This is a genomic window from Actinophytocola sp., from assembly GCF_035762905.1.
Classification (GTDB): Bacteria; Actinomycetota; Actinomycetes; order Mycobacteriales; family Pseudonocardiaceae; genus DASYTH01.
In genome coordinates this window covers 1-16168 of record NZ_DASUCC010000032.1, presented here as the reverse complement: position 1 = coordinate 16168, position 16168 = coordinate 1, and the positions used below count along the sequence as shown (strand labels likewise).

The 16168-nt window shown below is 70.5% G+C and carries 13 protein-coding genes; 12 read left to right on the top strand and 1 reads right to left on the bottom strand.

The window, feature by feature from the left end; genetic code table 11:
* The first annotated feature begins 49 nt into the window (after window positions 1-49).
* The 12 genes from nuoE (at window position 50) to VFV67_RS04675 (ending at window position 15482) form a co-directional block, all read left to right on the top strand.
* Window positions 50-931, top strand: a complete 882-nt coding sequence (nuoE, locus tag VFV67_RS04730) for an NADH-quinone oxidoreductase subunit NuoE (protein ID WP_414636174.1) — start codon at window positions 50-52, stop codon at window positions 929-931.
* Between the two features lie 10 nt (window positions 932-941).
* Window positions 942-2264 carry an NADH-quinone oxidoreductase subunit NuoF gene (gene nuoF, locus VFV67_RS04725; protein ID WP_326467485.1) on the top strand — a complete coding sequence of 441 codons (1323 nt, stop codon included), beginning with the start codon at window positions 942-944 and terminating at the stop codon, window positions 2262-2264.
* Window positions 2261-4741 carry an NADH-quinone oxidoreductase subunit G gene (locus VFV67_RS04720; protein WP_326467484.1) on the top strand — a complete coding sequence of 827 codons (2481 nt, stop codon included), beginning with the start codon at window positions 2261-2263 and terminating at the stop codon, window positions 4739-4741. Before nuoF ends, VFV67_RS04720 begins: the two co-directional genes overlap by 4 nt.
* Window positions 4738-6048: an NADH-quinone oxidoreductase subunit NuoH gene (nuoH, locus tag VFV67_RS04715; protein WP_326467483.1), complete on the top strand. Its 1311-nt coding sequence runs from the start codon at window positions 4738-4740 to the stop codon at window positions 6046-6048. The genes VFV67_RS04720 and nuoH overlap by 4 nt, the downstream gene beginning before the upstream one ends.
* Window positions 6048-6596, top strand: a complete 549-nt coding sequence (nuoI, locus tag VFV67_RS04710) for an NADH-quinone oxidoreductase subunit NuoI (RefSeq protein WP_326467482.1) — start codon at window positions 6048-6050, stop codon at window positions 6594-6596. Before nuoH ends, nuoI begins: the two co-directional genes overlap by 1 nt.
* Window positions 6593-7435 (top strand): NADH-quinone oxidoreductase subunit J, encoded by an 843-nt coding sequence (locus tag VFV67_RS04705; RefSeq protein ID WP_326467481.1) that lies wholly within the window; start codon window positions 6593-6595, stop codon window positions 7433-7435. The genes nuoI and VFV67_RS04705 overlap by 4 nt, the downstream gene beginning before the upstream one ends.
* A complete protein-coding gene (gene nuoK, locus VFV67_RS04700; RefSeq protein WP_326467480.1) occupies window positions 7432-7731 on the top strand; it encodes an NADH-quinone oxidoreductase subunit NuoK in 300 nt (99 codons plus the stop codon). The genes VFV67_RS04705 and nuoK overlap by 4 nt, the downstream gene beginning before the upstream one ends.
* A gap of 28 nt (window positions 7732-7759) precedes the next feature.
* Window positions 7760-9715 carry an NADH-quinone oxidoreductase subunit L gene (gene nuoL, locus VFV67_RS04695; protein ID WP_414636178.1) on the top strand — a complete coding sequence of 652 codons (1956 nt, stop codon included), beginning with the start codon at window positions 7760-7762 and terminating at the stop codon, window positions 9713-9715.
* Window positions 9712-11298 carry an NADH-quinone oxidoreductase subunit M gene (locus VFV67_RS04690; RefSeq protein ID WP_326467478.1) on the top strand — a complete coding sequence of 529 codons (1587 nt, stop codon included), beginning with the start codon at window positions 9712-9714 and terminating at the stop codon, window positions 11296-11298. The genes nuoL and VFV67_RS04690 overlap by 4 nt, the downstream gene beginning before the upstream one ends.
* A 10-nt stretch (window positions 11299-11308) precedes the next feature.
* Window positions 11309-12901 carry an NADH-quinone oxidoreductase subunit NuoN gene (gene nuoN / locus VFV67_RS04685; protein WP_326467552.1) on the top strand — a complete coding sequence of 531 codons (1593 nt, stop codon included), beginning with the start codon at window positions 11309-11311 and terminating at the stop codon, window positions 12899-12901.
* Between the two features lie 68 nt (window positions 12902-12969).
* Window positions 12970-13986, top strand: a complete 1017-nt coding sequence (locus VFV67_RS04680) for a polyprenyl synthetase family protein (protein WP_326467477.1) — start codon at window positions 12970-12972, stop codon at window positions 13984-13986.
* 155 nt (window positions 13987-14141) lie between these two features.
* Window positions 14142-15482, top strand: coding sequence for a hypothetical protein (locus VFV67_RS04675; RefSeq protein ID WP_326467476.1), 1341 nt, complete (start codon window positions 14142-14144; stop codon window positions 15480-15482).
* 10 nt (window positions 15483-15492) lie between these two features.
* Here the strand turns inward: VFV67_RS04675 and VFV67_RS04670 are convergent.
* The coding region (locus VFV67_RS04670) for a thiamine pyrophosphate-dependent enzyme (RefSeq protein WP_326467474.1) at window positions 15493-16168 on the bottom strand (676 nt) is incomplete at its 5' end.

Below are 16168 nucleotides of genomic sequence, written 5' to 3'. Positions count from 1 at the left end.
TGCGAGGCTGCGGGGCATGGCGACACCGAGCTTGCGAGGTGGACCGGTGATGAGTCAGAGTGGGCCGGGCCTGACCCACGGGGGATCCAGCGTGGGGGACGGGCAGACCTGGGCGGCGGCGGAGCGGGAGACCACGACCGGCGACATGTCGGCGCTCACCAGGGAAGAGTCCGCGCGGCTGGTCACCGAGTCCACTTCGGACCTTTCGGTGTTCGGGCCCGACATCGTGGCCAAGGCGGCGCTGCTCATCGCCCGCTACCCGCAGTCCCGCTCGGCGCTGCTGCCGATGCTGCATCTGGTGCAGTCCGTGCAGGGCTACGTGAGCACGGCCGGCATCGAGTTCTGCGCCCGGCAACTGAACCTGTCCACGGCGGAGGTCAGCGCGGTGGTCACGTTCTACACGATGTACAAGCGCAAGCCGTGCGGCGAGCACCTGGTCAGCGTGTGCACCAACACGCTGTGCGCGGTGCTCGGCGGCGACGCGATCTACGCGAAGCTGCGCGAGCACCTGGGTGCACCGGACCGGCCCCTCGGACACGAGGAAACCGCCGGCACGCCCGGCGAGCCGGGTTCGGTGACCCTGGAGCACGCCGAGTGCCTGGCCGCCTGCGACCTCGGCCCGGTGCTGCAGGTCAACTACGAGTTCTACGACAACCAGACGCCGGAGTCCGCGGTCGCCGTGGTCGACGCGCTGCGCCGCGGCGAGCGGCCGGCGCCGACCAGGGGCGCGCCGCTGTCCGACTGGCGCACGGTCGAGCTGGAGCTGGCCGGGTTCTACCCGGAGGACGAGGCGGAGTATCGGTCCAGAGTGGACGGTCCGTCGGCGGCGGTGGAGACGCTGCGCGGCGCCCAGCTCGCGGCCGACCGGCGGTGGACCGCGCCGCCGATGCCGGACGACGCGCCGCTGCCGGCCGTGGAACCGAAGAAGTAGGGGACGCCAAATGCCAGACCAGACGAGTCGGCCAGACCCGTTGACACCGGTGCTCACCAAGCGCTGGCTGTCCCCCCGGTCCTGGACGCTGCAGACCTACGAGCAGCTGGAGGGCTACACGGCGCTGCGCAAGGCGCTGGCCGGCACGCCCGAGCAGCTGGTCCAGTTGGTCAAGGACTCCGGGCTGCGCGGCCGCGGCGGCGCCGGCTTCCCGGCCGGGGTCAAGTGGAGCTTCATGCCCACCGGTCCGGGTGCGGGAGTGGACCGACCACATTATCTCGTGATCAACGCGGACGAGGGCGAACCGGGAACCTGCAAGGACATCCCACTGATGATGGCCGACCCGCACTCGCTGATCGAGGGCTGCGTCATCGCCGCGTACGCCATGCGTTCGCACCACTGCTTCATCTACGTGCGCGGCGAGGTGCCGCACTGCATCCGCCGGCTCAACGCCGCGATCCGCGAGGCGTACCAGGCCGGTTACCTCGGCCGGAACATTCTCAAGTCCGGCTACGACCTGGACATCACGGTGCACGCCGGCGCCGGCGCGTACATCTGCGGCGAGGAGACGGCGCTGCTGGACTCCCTGGAGGGCCGGCGCGGCCAACCCCGGCTCAAGCCGCCGTTCCCGGCCGCGTCGGGTCTGTACGCGGCGCCGACCACGGTCAACAACGTGGAGACCATCGCCAGCGTGCCGTTCATCGTCAACGGCGGCTCGGACTGGTTCCGCTCGATGGGCACCGAGCGCTCGCCCGGCCCGAAGATCTTCTCGGTGTCCGGTCACGTGGAACGGCCCGGCCAGTACGAAGCGCCGCTGGGCACCACGCTGCGCACGCTGCTGGACATGGCCGGCGGCATGAAGGACGGCATCCCGCTGAAGTTCTGGACTCCGGGCGGCTCGTCCACGCCGCTGTTCACCGCGGAGCACCTGGATGTCCCGCTGGACTTCGAGGGTGCCGCCGAGGCCGGTTCGATGCTCGGCACCACCGCACTGATGATCTTCAACGAGACCGTGTCGGTGCCCTGGGCCGTGATGAAGTGGACCGAGTTCTACGAGCACGAGTCGTGCGGCAAGTGCACGCCGTGCCGGGAGGGCACCTACTGGCTGGCCGGCATCCTGCACCGGATGGTGGCCGGCAACGGAACCGAGTCCGACATCGAGACGATGCTGGACATCTGTGACAACGTGCTCGGCCGCTCGTTCTGCGCGCTCGCCGACGGCGCGGTGAGCCCGATCGTGAGCGGCATCCAGTACTTCCGGGACGAGTTCCTCGCCCTGTGCGACCGGAGCGCCAAGGCCGTCAACCCTGCGCTGGCTGGAGCTACCGCATGACCATCGCGCCAGAAGAGAAGACCGAGAAGGCCCCGGTGCCGGCCGGCCACGTGCGGCTGACCATCGACGGCATCGAGGTGGTCGCGCCCAAGGGCGAGCTGATCATCCGCACCGCGGAGCGGCTGGGCATCGTGATCCCGCGGTTCTGCGACCACCCGCTGCTGGACCCGGCCGGTGCCTGCCGGCAGTGCCTGGTCGAGGTGGAGCTGGGCGGCCGGCCGATGCCCAAGCCGCAGGCGTCCTGCACGATCACGGTCGCCGACGACATGGTGGTGCGCACCCAGGTCACCTCGCCGGTGGCGGACAAGGCGCAGCAGGGCGTGATGGAGCTGCTGCTGATCAACCACCCGCTGGACTGCCCGATCTGCGACAAGGGCGGCGAGTGCCCGCTGCAGAACCAGGCCATGAAACACGGCCGGGCCGACTCCCGGTTCCTGGAGCCCAAGCGGACCTTCGTCAAGCCGATCCCGGTGTCCACCCAGGTGCTGCTGGACCGCGAGCGGTGCGTGCTCTGCCAGCGCTGCACCCGGTTCTCCGCGCAGATCGCCGGCGACCCGTTCATCGAGCTGCTCGAGCGCGGCGCCCAGCAGCAGGTCGGGATCGCCGCGGACAAGCCGTTCCAGAGCTACTTCTCCGGCAACACCATCCAGATCTGCCCGGTGGGCGCGCTGACCAGCGCGGCGTACCGGTTCCGGGCCCGGCCGTTCGACCTGGTGTCCACCCCGGGCGTGTGCGAGCACTGCGCGGTGGGCTGCGCTACCCGTACGGACTGGCGGCGCGGCAAGGTGATGCGCCGGCTGGCCGGGGACGACCCGGAGGTGAACGAGGAGTGGACCTGCGACAAGGGCCGGTTCGCCTTCCGGTACGCCGCCGCGGCGGACCGGTTCACCCGGCCGATGGTGCGCGACGCCGCGACCGGTGAGCTGGCGCCGGCATCCTGGACCGACGCGCTGCGGATCGCCGCCGAGGGACTGGCCGGGGCCAGGGCCGGCAAGGGTGTCGGGGTGCTCACCGGCGGCCGGCTGACCGTCGAGGACGCATACGCCTACGCCAAGTTCGCCCGGATCGCGTTGCACACCAACGACATCGACTTCCGGGCCCGGCCGCACTCAGCCGAGGAACTGGCCTTCCTTGCGTCCACCGTGGCCGGTGCCGCCCCGGAGACCGGCGCGGTGACCCATCGCGACCTCGAGGCCGCACCGGCCGTGCTGTGTGTGGCACTGGAGCCGGAGGAGGAGGCGCCGATCGTCTTCCTGCGGCTGCGCAAGGCCGCCCGCCTCGGCCGGACCAAGGTGTTCCACATCGGACAGTGGACGTCCCCGGCCGTGGAGCGCACGTTCGGCACGCTGCTGTCCTGCGTGCCCGGCGCCGAGCCGATGGTGCTCGGCAAGCTGGCCAAGGAGGCGCCGGACGCGCACGCGGCGCTGACCGGGTCCGGCTCGGTGATCCTGGTCGGGGAGCGGGCCGCGTCGATTCCGGGCCTGTTCACCGTCCTGCTGCGGGTGGCCGGCGAGACCGGCGCCCGGGTGGCCTGGATTCCGCGCCGGGCCGGGGAACGGGGCGCGCTGGACGCCGGCGCCGCGCCGAACCTGTTGCCCGGCGGCCGGTTGGTCGACGACGAGGCGGCCCGCGCCGAGGTGAGCCAGCTGTGGGGGGTGGCGCCGGGCGCGCTGCCGGTGGCGCCCGGGCGGGACACCACCGGCATCCTCACCGCGCTGGCCGCGGGCGAGCTGGACGGTCTGGTGGTCGGCGGGGTGGACCCGCACGACCTGCCCGACCCGGAGCTGGCCGAGCAGGCGCTGTCCCGGGCCGGTTTCGTGGTCAGCCTGGAGCTGCGGCCCAGTGCGGCCACCGCGCACGCCGACGTGGTGCTGCCGGTCGCCCCGATGGCCGAGCGCTCCGGCAGCTTCGTCAACTGGGAGGGCCGGCGCCGGGCGTTCGCGGTGACGCTGGAGCAGACCGGTGCGCTGCCCGACTGCCGGGTGCTGGACACGCTCGCCGTCGAGATGGACGTGGACCTGTTCACCCAGACGCCGCAGGCGGCCGCGACCGACCTGGCCAAGCTGCCGCCGGTGGCCCGTTCGGCGGCGCCGCCCGCGGTGCGCGAGACGGATGCGGTCGCGCCGCGCGCCGACACCCAGGTGGTGCTGGCCACCTGGCACCTGTTGCTGGACAACGGGTCGATGCAGGTGGACGAGCCGCACCTGGCCGGCACCGCGCGTCCGGCGGTGGCCAGGTTGTCCGCGCACACCGCCGAGGTGCTCGGCGTGGCCGGTGCCGCCACATTGACGGTGAAGACCGAGCGCGGCGCGATCAGCGTGCCGGCCGAGTACGCCGACCTGCCGGACGGCGTGGTGTGGCTGCCCACCAACTCCGGCCCGGCCGCCGTGCGCCGCACCCTTGGCGTGCAGCACGGCGACGTGGTGACGGTGACGGCCGAGAACCTGCTGCCGGGACACACAGGAGGCGGGGAATGACCAGAGCGGAACTGCTCGCCGACGACCCGATCTGGCTGATCCTGATCAAGGTCGTGGTGCTGCTGCTGCTCGGCCCGATCATGACCATGTTCATGATCATCTGGGAGCGCAAGGTGGTGGCCAGGATGCAGCAGCGTCCCGGCCCCAACCGGGTCGGGCCGAACGGCTGGCTGCAGTCCGTGGCGGACGCGATCAAGCTGCCGTTCAAGGAGCAGATCATCCCGGTCAGCGCGGACCGCAAGGTCTACTGGCTGGCCCCGATCATCTCCACGATCCCGGCGATCCTGGCGTTCTCGGTGATCCCGTTCGGGCCGCAGGTGTCGATCTTCGGTGAGCAGACCGTGCTGCAGCTGGTCGACCTGCCGGTCGGCGCGCTGCTGATCCTGGCCTGCTCGTCCATGGGCGTGTACGGCATCGTGCTCGCCGGCTGGTCGTCCGGCTCGCCCTACCCGCTGCTCGGTGGGTTGCGCTCGGCCGCCCAGGTGATCTCCTACGAGATCGCGATGGGGCTGTCCATCGTGGCGGTGGTGCTCTACGCCGGCTCACTGTCCACAGGGGACATCGTGGACGCCCAGCACGGCCTGTGGTTCGCCATCGCTCTGGTGCCCAGCTTCGTGATCTACGTGATCTCCATGGTCGGCGAGACCAACCGGGCCCCGTTCGACCTGCCGGAGGCGGAGTCCGAGCTGGTCGGCGGTTTCCACACCGAGTACAGCTCGATGAAGTTCGCGCTGTTCTTCCTGGCCGAGTACGTCAACATGGTGATCGTCTCGGCGTTCGCGGCCACCATGTTCCTCGGCGGATACGCCGCGCCGTGGCCGATCTCGCTGATCAACGACAACTACTTCAACAGCGGCTGGTGGCCACTGCTGTGGTTCTTCGCCAAGATGCTGCTGTTCCTGTTCCTCTACATCTGGTTGCGCGGCACGCTGCCGCGGCTGCGCTACGACCAGTTCATGCGGCTGGGCTGGAAGACGCTGGTCCCGGCGAACCTGGTGTGGATCGTCGCGGTGGTCGCGATCCGGGCGTTCCGCAACGAGGGCATCAACACCCAGCAGGCGCTGCTGTTCGGTGGCCTGCTGCTGCTGCTGGTGATCGGCGTCGCGCTACTGATGCCCGACCGCAAGGTGCGCGACGAGGACGAGGACGCGGTGCCGGTGACCGGCGGCGGATACCCGGTCCCGCCGCTGGACCTGGAGATCCCCGGTAAGGCCAAGCGCCGCCCGGCGCGGACCCGCGGGCGCCGGGAACGGTCCCGGGTCGGCGCCGGATCCGGCTCGCCCTCCGACGACAAGGGAACCGACTGATGGGACTGTTCGACGGGCTCAAGGGCTTCGGGGTCACCTTCTCGACCATGTTCAAGAAGGTCGTCACCGAGGAGTACCCGGAGATCGGCGCGCCGGCCGCGCCCCGCTACCACGGCCGGCACCAGCTCAACCGGCACCCGGACGGGCTGGAGAAGTGCGTCGGCTGCGAGCTGTGCGCCTGGGCCTGCCCGGCCGACGCGATCTTCGTCGAGGGCGGGGACAACACCGAGGAGGAACGGTACTCGCCCGGTGAGCGCTACGGCATGGACTACCAGATCAACTACCTGCGCTGCATCGGCTGCGGCCTGTGCATCGAGGCCTGCCCGACCCGGTCGCTGACCATGCTCAACGACTACGAACTGGCCGACGACGACCGGCGCAAGCTGATCTGGACCAAGGAGCAGCTGCTCGCCCCGCTGCTGCCGGGCATGGAGCAGCCGCCGCACCCGATGCGCCTCGGCGAGTCCGAACAGGACTACTACGTGGGCGGCAAACAGCTGGCCCGCAAGTGGGGATATCCCGACCCGGTGGGGGAGGAGACGAAGTGAGCGCGGTACTTCTCGCGCAGACCGCGGTCGAGGCCTCCACCGGCGAGGCGATCGCGTTCTGGGTGCTCGGACCGCTGGCGCTCGGCGGCGGGTTGGGCATGATCTTCGCGCGCAACGCCGTGCACTCCGCGCTGTTCCTGGTGCTCACCATGTTCAGCCTCGGCGTGCTGTACCTGGTGCAGCAGGCGGCGTTCCTGGGCTTCGTCCAGATCATCGTCTACACCGGCGCGATCATGATGCTGTTCCTGTTCGTGCTGATGCTGGTCGGCCGGGACTCCTCCGACTCGGTGGTCGAAGTGCTGCGTGGCCAGCGGCTGTGGGCGGCGATCCTCGGCGTCGGGCTGGCCGGGCTGGTGGTCGGCGTGGTCGCCCGGGGCATCACCCTGGTCACCCCGTTGGGCCTGGCCACCCCGGAGGCCAATGCCGGGCGGGGCAACGTCTACAACATCGGCCGGCTGCTGTTCACCGACTACCTGTTCGCCTTCGAGCTCACCTCCGCCCTGCTGATCACCGCGGCGGTCGGCGGCATGGTGCTCGGCTACGTGGATCGGCACACGCGCGGCCGGCGCACCCAGAAGGAACTGGTCATCGCCCGGTTCCGGGGCGAGCACGACCGCCCGTCGCCGCTGCCCGGTCCCGGCGTGTTCGCCACCGCCAACTCGGTGGCCACCCCCGCCCTGCTGCCGGACGGCTCGGTGGCGCCGGAGTCGCTGTCCGGGATCATCGAGGCGACCGCGGCCGAGCAGTTCGTCGAGGAGCGCGCGGCGGTCGCCGGCACCGCCCCGACCCCGGACGCCCACGCCCTGGTCGCTTCCGAGGCCCAGGAGGACAAATCATGACGGCGACCTACTACCTGCTGCTGTCCGCGCTGCTGTTCACCATCGGCGCGGTCGGGGTTCTGGTGCGGCGCAACGCCATCGTCGTGTTCATGTGCATCGAGCTGATGCTGAACGCGGTCAACCTCACCCTGGTCACGTTCGCCCGGATCAACGGTTCGCTCGACGGCCAGGTGATGGCGTTCTTCGTGATGGTGGTGGCCGCCGCCGAGGTCGTTGTGGGCCTCGCCATCATCATGTCCATCTTCCGTACCCGTCGTTCGTCCTCTGTGGACGACGCCAATCTGCTGAAGTACTAAGGGGACATCGGTGACGGGAACCGCAACCCTGGCCGTCGCGGCACAGGAACAGGTGCAGCAGGCCACCGGGGTCGCCAGCGCCGCCTGGCTGCTGCTCGCCCTGCCCGCGCTCGGCGCGGTGGTGCTGTTCGTCGGTGGCCGGCGAACCGACCGCTGGGGGCACCTGCTCGGCTGCGCGACGATCCTCGGCGCGCTGGTCTACGCCCTGGTCCTGCTGTTCGACACCATCGGCAGGCCCGCCGTCGAGCGGGTCAGCGAGGTCCACCTGTTCGCCTGGATCCCGGTCAACGCGCTGCAGATCGACTTCGGACTCCGGGTGGACCCGCTGTCGATCAGCTTCGCGCTGCTGATCACCGGGGTGGGCGGGCTGATCCACATCTACTCGGTCGGCTACATGGCCGCCGACCGAAACCGCCGCCGGTTCTTCGCCTACTTCAACCTGTTCGCCGCCGCCATGCTGCTTCTGGTGCTCGGCAACGGGTTCGTGACGCTCTACCTCGGCTGGGAGGGCGTCGGTCTGGCCTCGTACCTGCTGATCGGCTGGTACACCGAGCGCCCGTCCGCCGCGACCGCGGCCAAGAAGGCGTTCCTGATGAACCGGGTCGGCGATGTCGGGCTCGCGCTGGCCATCTTCATCCTGTGGTCCAAGCTGGGCAGTACCCAGTACACCGAGGTGTTCGCCGGCGTCGGCCAGCTCGACTCGGCCACGCTACTGGCCGTCGCCCTGCTCCTGCTGCTCGGCGCGTGCGGCAAGTCCGGCCAGTTCCCGCTGCAGGCCTGGTTGCCGGACGCGATGGAGGGCCCGACCCCGGTCTCCGCCCTGATCCACGCCGCGACCATGGTCACCGCCGGGGTCTACCTGATCGCCCGGTCGAACCCGATCTACGACCTGACCCCGGACGGCCGGCTGGCCGTGGCCCTGATCGGCGCGATCACGCTGCTGATCGGGTCGGTCATCGGGTGCGCCTACGACGACATCAAGAAGGTGCTGGCGTACTCCACGGTCAGCCAGATCGGCTACATGATGCTGGCCGTCGGCCTCGGCCCGGCCGGCTACGCGCTGGGCATCGCGCACCTGTTCACGCACGGCTTCTTCAAGGCCGGGCTGTTCCTCGGCGCCGGGTCGGTCATGCACGCCATGAACGACGACGTGGACATGCGGCACTACGGCGGGCTGTGGCGGATCATGCCGGTCACCTTCGTCACGTTCGGGCTCGGCTACCTGGCGCTGATCGGGTTCCCGTTCCTGTCCGGCTACTTCTCCAAGGACGCGATCATCGAGGCCGCGTTCGCCCAGCAGGAGCCCTGGCGGGCCTGGGTGCTCGGCGGTGCCGCGATGCTCGGTGTCGCGCTGACCGCCTTCTACATGACCCGGCTGATGCTGATGACGTTCTTCGGTGAGAAACGCTGGGAGAAGCTGAAATCCGAGGAGGGCGAGGACTATCACCCGCACGAGTCGCCGGCGGTGATGACCGTGCCGATGATCATCCTGGCGGTCGGTTCGATCGGCGCGGGCGCCTTCTTCGCCTCCGGCGGCCGGCTGGCGAGCTGGCTGGAGCCGTCCCTCGGTGAGCTGGCCGAGGGCGGCGAAACCGTGCTGTCGCACGGGGTTCTGCTGGTGCTGTCGATCGGGCTGATGCTGGTCGGCGCGCTCGCCGCGTGGCTGTTCGTCGGCCGCAAGGCGGTTCCGGTGGTGCGGCCGGAGCCGGTGTCCGCGGTGGTCCGGGCGGCCCGCAGCGACCTGTACGGCAACGCGCTCAACGAGACGCTGGTGGCCAAGCCCGGCACCTGGCTGACCAGGGCGCTGGTCTTCGTGGACAACAAGGGTGTCGACGGGATGGTGAACGGCATCGCCGCGGCGTTCGGCGGCACCTCCGGCCGATTGCGCCGGCTGCAGACCGGTTTCGTGCGCTCCTATGCGCTGACCATGCTCGGAGGTTCGGTCCTCGTGGTTGCGGCTCTGCTTGCGGTGAGGTTCGCATGACCTCCTCGTCCGGATCGGTGCTGCTGGTCCTGCTGCTGCTCGTGCCCGTGGCCGGCGCGCTGGTCGTCGCGTTCCTGCGGGACAACGCCCGGCTGGCCAAGCAGACCGCCCTGCTGTTCTCCCTCGGCGAGTTCGTGCTCGCGATGCTTGCCTGGTTCGCCTACGAGCCGGGCGCGGAGGCGCGGCTGCAGCTGCACTTCTCGGTCGACTGGATCCCGGCCTTCGGCGTGCACCTGTCCTTCGGGGTGGACGGCATCGCGCTGGTCATGATCGCGATCATCGCGCTGCTGGTGCCGCTGCTGATCGGCGCCAGCTGGGTGGACAAGCTGCCCGAGGGCCGCTCGGCCGGCGGGTTCCTCGCCCTGATCCTGGTCGAGCAGGCGCTCACCATCGGCGTGTTCGCCGCCACCGACGTGTTCGTGTTCTACGTGCTGTTCGAGCTGATGCTGGTGCCGATGTACTTCCTGATCGGCTCCTACGGCGGTGCTCGCCGGCAGTACGCGGCGGTCAAGTTCTTCCTGTACTCGTTCCTCGGCGGCCTGATCATGCTGGCCTCGGCGATCGGGTGCTACGTGATGGCCGCCGAGGAACTGGGCCAGGGCACGTTCGACTGGCCGACCCTGGTCCAGGTGGTCAGCGACGCGCCGCTCACCAACCAGATCTGGCTGTTCCTCGGCTTCTTCCTGGCCTTCGCGGTCAAGGCGCCGCTGGTGCCGCTGCACACCTGGCTGCCGGACGCGGCCGCCGAGTCGCCGATCGTGGTGACGGTGCTGCTGGTCGGCATCCTGGACAAGGTCGGCACGTTCGGCTTCCTGCGCTACCTGCTGCCGATGTTCCCGGATGCCAGCAAGACCCTGACGCCGCTGGTGCTGGTGCTCGCCGTCGCGGGTGTCCTCTATGGAGCATTGCTGGCCACCGGGCAGCGGGACATGAAGCGGTTCATCGCCTACGTCTCGATCGCCCACTTCGGATTCATCGCGCTCGGGATCTTCGCGTTCAGCTCGCAGTCCCAGGTCGGCTCGGTGTCCTACATGGTCAACCACAGCATCGCGACCGGGATGCTGATCCTGGTGATCGGCATGGTGATCGCCAGGGGCGGCTCGACGCAGATCGCCGACTACGGCGGGATGTTCGCGGTGACCCCGCTGCTCGGCGGGATGTTGCTGCTGGCCGGGCTGACCACGCTCTCGCTGCCCGGCACCAACTCGTTCATCAGCGAGTTCCTGGTGCTGATCGGCTCCTATCCGCGCGAGCCGGTGTACACGATCCTGGCCACGATCGGCATGATCATGGCCGCGCTCTACGTGCTCTGGTTCTACCAGCGGGTGATGCACGGCCCGGTGCGCGGCAACGCCCTGCTCGGCGCGATGTCCGGCCCGGGCGCGGTGGCCGATCCGGAAACCGCCACCGGCCGGCGCGCGCTGCCGGACCTGGACGGCCGGGAGAAGGCCGTCCTGATCCCGCTTGTCGTCCTGATCATCGGCATCGGCTTCTATCCCAAGCCGGTCCTCGATGTGATCACGCCGTCAGTGGAGAAGACGATGGAATCCGTCCAACTGTCCGACCCGGTGGAAGGGAACTGAGGTGGCGCAGCTGCTGACCCTGGTCCAGCCGGCCAAGGAGGCTCTGCCGGCGATCAACTACTCGGCGATCATGCCGGTGTTGATCGTGCTCGGCGCGGCCTGCATCGGCGTGCTGTTCGAGGCGTTCCTGCCCCGCCACCAGCGGTGGGGCTGGCAGGTCGGGCTCACCCTGGTGGCGATCGCCGCGGCCGGCGTGGCGCTGGCGACCTACGTCACCGACGCCCCGGCCGAGGGCGAGGTCACGCTGGCCAGCGCGCTGGCCGTGGACCGGCCGGCACTGTTCCTGTGGGGCACGCTGCTGGCGCTGTCGGTCGGAGCGGTGCTGCTCATCGCCGACCGCTCGGTCGAGCCGGGTGGCGCGCTGGTGGCCAACGCGGCCATCCGGCCCGGCACGGTGCAGGACCGCGAGCAGCGCCTCGGCGCCACGCCGCACCGCACCGAGGCCGTCCGGTTCCAGATGCAGACCGAGGTCTTCCCGCTGATGCTGTTCTCGCTCGGCGGCATGATGATCTTCTGCGCGGCCAACGACCTGCTCACCATGTTCATCGCGCTCGAGGTGCTGAGCCTGCCGCTGTACCTGATGGCGGGGCTGGCCCGGCGGCGCCGGCTGCTGTCCCAGGAGGCGGCGGTCAAGTACTTCCTGCTCGGCGCGTTCGCCTCGGCGTTCTTCCTGTACGGCCTGGCGCTGCTGTACGGCTACGCCGGTTCGGTGCGGCTGTCCGACATCTCCAACGCGGCGGCCGGCACCGACCGCTCGGACACGTTGCTGTTCGGCGGGTTCGGCCTGCTCGTGGTCGGCCTGCTGTTCAAGGGTTCGGTCGGCCCGTTCCACACCTGGACGCCGGACGTCTACCAGGGCGCGCCGACCCCGGTGACCGCGTTCATGGCCGCCTGCACCAAGGTGGCCGCGTTCGGCGGGATCCTGCGGGTGCTCGCGGTCGGCTTCGAGTCGACCAACTGGGAGTGGCGGGGCGTGCTGTGGGCGATCGCGGTGATCTCCATGGTGATCGGCGCGGTGCTCGGGCTGACCCAGACCGACATCAAGCGGATGATCGCCTACTCGTCGATCGCGCACGCCGGGTTCCTGCTCATCGGCGCGGTCGTGCTCACCCCGGATGGCCTGTCCAGCACGCTGTTCTACCTGCTCACCTACGGTTTCACCACGCTGGCCACGTTCGGCGTGATCAGCCTGGTGCGCGACGCCGACGGCGAGGCCACGCACCTGTCCCAGTGGGCCGGGCTGGCCAAGCGCTCGCCGCTGGTCGCCGCGGTGTTCGCGTTCCTGCTGCTCGCTCTCGCCGGATTGCCGCTGACCAGTGGGTTCATCGGCAAGTTCGTGGTGTTCTCGGCGGCGTTCGCGGAGGGGATGGAGGTGCTCGTGGTGATCGCGCTGGTGGCCAGCGCCGTCGCGGCCTTCTTCTACCTGCGGGTGATCGTGCTGATGTACTTCAGCGAGCCGGCGACCGACGGCCCGACCGTCACCGTGCCCGGCGCGTTCACCACGGCGGCGATCACGTTGGGCGTGCTGGTGACCCTGCTGCTCGGGATCGCGCCGGCATTCGCCCTCGACTGGGCCAACGCCGGCAATTTCGCGTTGCGCTAACCGATCCGCGGTGAGAACCCCGTTACACAGGTAGAACGGCGGATCGGCCCGCCCGTTACGCTCCATGGGTGGCCAACCAGACGGCAGCTTCCCTGCCCGCCGCACTCGGGCTGGACAACGCGGACCCGGCACTGCTCGACGCGGTGACCGGGGGGCTGGCTCGGGTCGAGGATCTGTTGTTGACCGTCGCGCACAGCGACGTCGACTTCGTCAACCAGGCGGCGATGCACCTGGTCAAGGCCGGCGGCAAGCGGTTCCGGCCGCTGTTCACCCTGCTGTCGGCGCAGTTCGCCGGTGGCAACACCGATGCCGTGATCACCGCGGCCACCGCGGTCGAGATGGTGCACCTGGCCACGCTCTACCACGACGACGTGATGGACGAGGCGACCATGCGGCGCGGCGAGGTGAGCGTGAATGCCCGCTGGGACAACACGATCGCCATCCTGACCGGCGACTTCCTGTTCGCCCACGCCTCGCGGCTGGTCGCCGACCTCGGCAGCGACGCGGCCCGGATCATCGCCGAGACCATGGGGGAGCTGGTCACCGGGCAGATGCGGGAGACCATCGGCCCGCGGGACGGCGAGGACCCGGTGCGGCACTACCTGTCGGTGATCGGGCAGAAGACCGGCTCGCTGATCGCCACGGCCGGCCGGTACGGCGGGATGTTCTCCGGCGCCGGGCCCGAGCAGGTGCGGGCGCTGCACCGGTACGGCGAGATCATCGGCACCGCGTTCCAGATCTCCGACGACGTCATCGACATCGCCTCGCCGGCGACGGAGTCCGGCAAGACCCAGGGCACCGACCTGCGCGAGGGCGTGCGGACGCTGCCGATGCTGTACGCGCTCGCCGAGGACGGGCCGGAGAGCGGGCGGCTGCGCCAACTGCTGTCCGGGCCGATCACCGACGATGCCGCGGTCGACGAGGCGCTGGCCCTGCTGCGCCGTTCCGGCGGATTGACCAGCGCCGCCCAGACACTGGCCGACTATGCCGCGCGGGCTCATGCCGAGCTGGATATGCTGCCACCCTGTCCGGCTCGCGATGCGCTGGAGCTACTGTCGCGCTACGTGATCGCTCGGACCCGCTAGACCGACACGACGTGGCCCGCCCCTTGGCTACCGACCGTGTCCCTGTCGGTGAACTGGCGTGCCGGTGCCGCGTGATTGGCCGCCAGCAGTAGCCTTTTCACCGGCGTAGTACCGCAAGGACGTGCCGAGTGGTGCGCCCTGAAGGGAGTTGGGCGATGCCGATCTTCGGGCAGGTCTGGTTATGGAGCCTGCTGGCCTTCCTGCTCGGCGCGGTGCTCTGCTGGGTGCTGGTGGTACTTCCGGTGCGGCGGCGGATCGCCGTGCTGGAGAGCCGGTTGGCCGCGCTGCGCGCCGACGCGAAGGTGAGCGCCGCGACGGAGCGTTCGCGGCTGTCCGCGCGCCCGGACGCCCCGCCAAGCGAGCCGGAGGACGAGATCCGACCGGACACGCTCACCCGGGCCTATGCGCTGCCCGGGGTGGCGAACGTTCCGTCGACGCCCTATCCGGTGGATCCGGCTCCCTCGCTGCCCGCCGTGCCGCCCGTGCCGGCCGGCCAGCCGGAGCCGGCCGTCCCGCCGGAGGAGTGCAGCGACTGGTTCGACGACCGGCGCCCGGCCCAGCCCGCCCACGCGCTGCGGGATGAGGACGAGGACTACGACGAGGAGGAACGCGGCACGATCTTCGCGCAGCGGACCACCCCGATCTCCCGGGACCTGATCCGCAGGCTGGACGGCGCCGAGGAGCCCGCCGCCGAGCCGGAACCCGAGCCCGAACCGGAAGGGCAGCCGTCCCGCGCCGCGCACCGGCTGGGCGAGGCCCGGCCGGACGACGCGGTGCCGGACCGGGAGCCCCCGGCCGATCCGACCACGTTCCTGCCGACCGTCGTCGAGCCCGCCGAGCCGGAGCACCGCTACGAGCCCGCCGCCGGCAACGGTGTGCTGGCCGCATCGTCCGAAGTGGACATTCCGGTGGACGCCGGCACCCCCGCGCCGCCACCCCCACCACCTCCGGCGCCGCCGAGCGCGCCGCCGCTGCCGAAGCGGCCCAGCCGGGCAAGTCGGGCCACCGCGTTCGAGTCGTCCCGCAGCGCGCCCAGCATCGCCGTGGAGCCGGAGCGCTCCCCGACCGCCCTGCCCAAGCGCATCCCGGCCAAGCCGCAGCACCGCCACCCGTTCGGCGTGGCGGTCTCGTCCCCAGCGACCCCGGCCGTCGACGGTGGCGGCGAGCCGACCCGGGCCCTGTTCGAGCCGATCGTTCCCGCCGAGGGCGGCGACGACTCCCTACCGCCGCCCCCGCGCAAGTTACAGACGACGGCCGCGCCGTCCACCCCAGCACCCGCCCCGTCTCGACCGAGCCCTCCCGGCCCGTTCGGCCCGGGCTCCGCCATGCCGCTGCCCGGCGGCGCCTCGCCCTCCCCGGAGTTCACCATCAAGGCGAGCGTCACCGCGCTGCGTTACTGCACCCCGGAGTCCGCCCAGTTCGGCCGCACCGTCGCCGAAGTCTGGTTCCGCACCGCGGCCGATGCCGAACGCGTCGGCTTCCGACCGGTCGGCTGAGCGGAGCGCGTCAGGACGCGACGGTCCAGGTGTCCTTGCCGCGCAGCAGGCCCTGCAGGTCCGCCGTCCGGCGGGTGCGGGCGGCGTCGACCTGGTCCCGTGCGGTGTCGTCGTACGTGGCCCGGGTGACGTTGCGGAAGATCCCGGTTACCGTGTGCGACAGGTCCTGTGTGGACAGTCGGGACAGGGCGAACGCATAGCTGGGGTCGGCGATGCGGGCGTCGTGCACCACGAGGGCGTCCTCGCCGACCTCGGACACCTTAGCCACCTCGAGCCCGGCGAACCCGCTGCGCACCACGCCGTACTCGCCGCTCGGGCCGAACCGGATCGGCTCGCCGTGCGCCAGTGGGATCAGCCGCTGCTCCTTCTCGCCGGCCTCCTTGAGCACGTCGAACGCGCCGTCGTTGAAGATCGGGCAGTTCTGGTAGATCTCGATGAACGCGCTGCCCCGGTGCTGCGCGGCGGCGGTGAGGATCTCGGTGAGCTGCGCCCGGTCGTTGTCCAGGGTGCGGGCGACGAACGTGGCGTCCGCACCGAGGGCCAGCGAGATCGGGTTGAACGGGTGGTCCAGTGAGCCCATCGGGGTGGACTTGGTGACCTTGCCCTCCTCGGAGGTGGGCGAGTACTGGCCCTTGGTCAGGCCGTAGATCCGGTTGTTGAACAGCAGGATCTTGAGGTTGACGTTG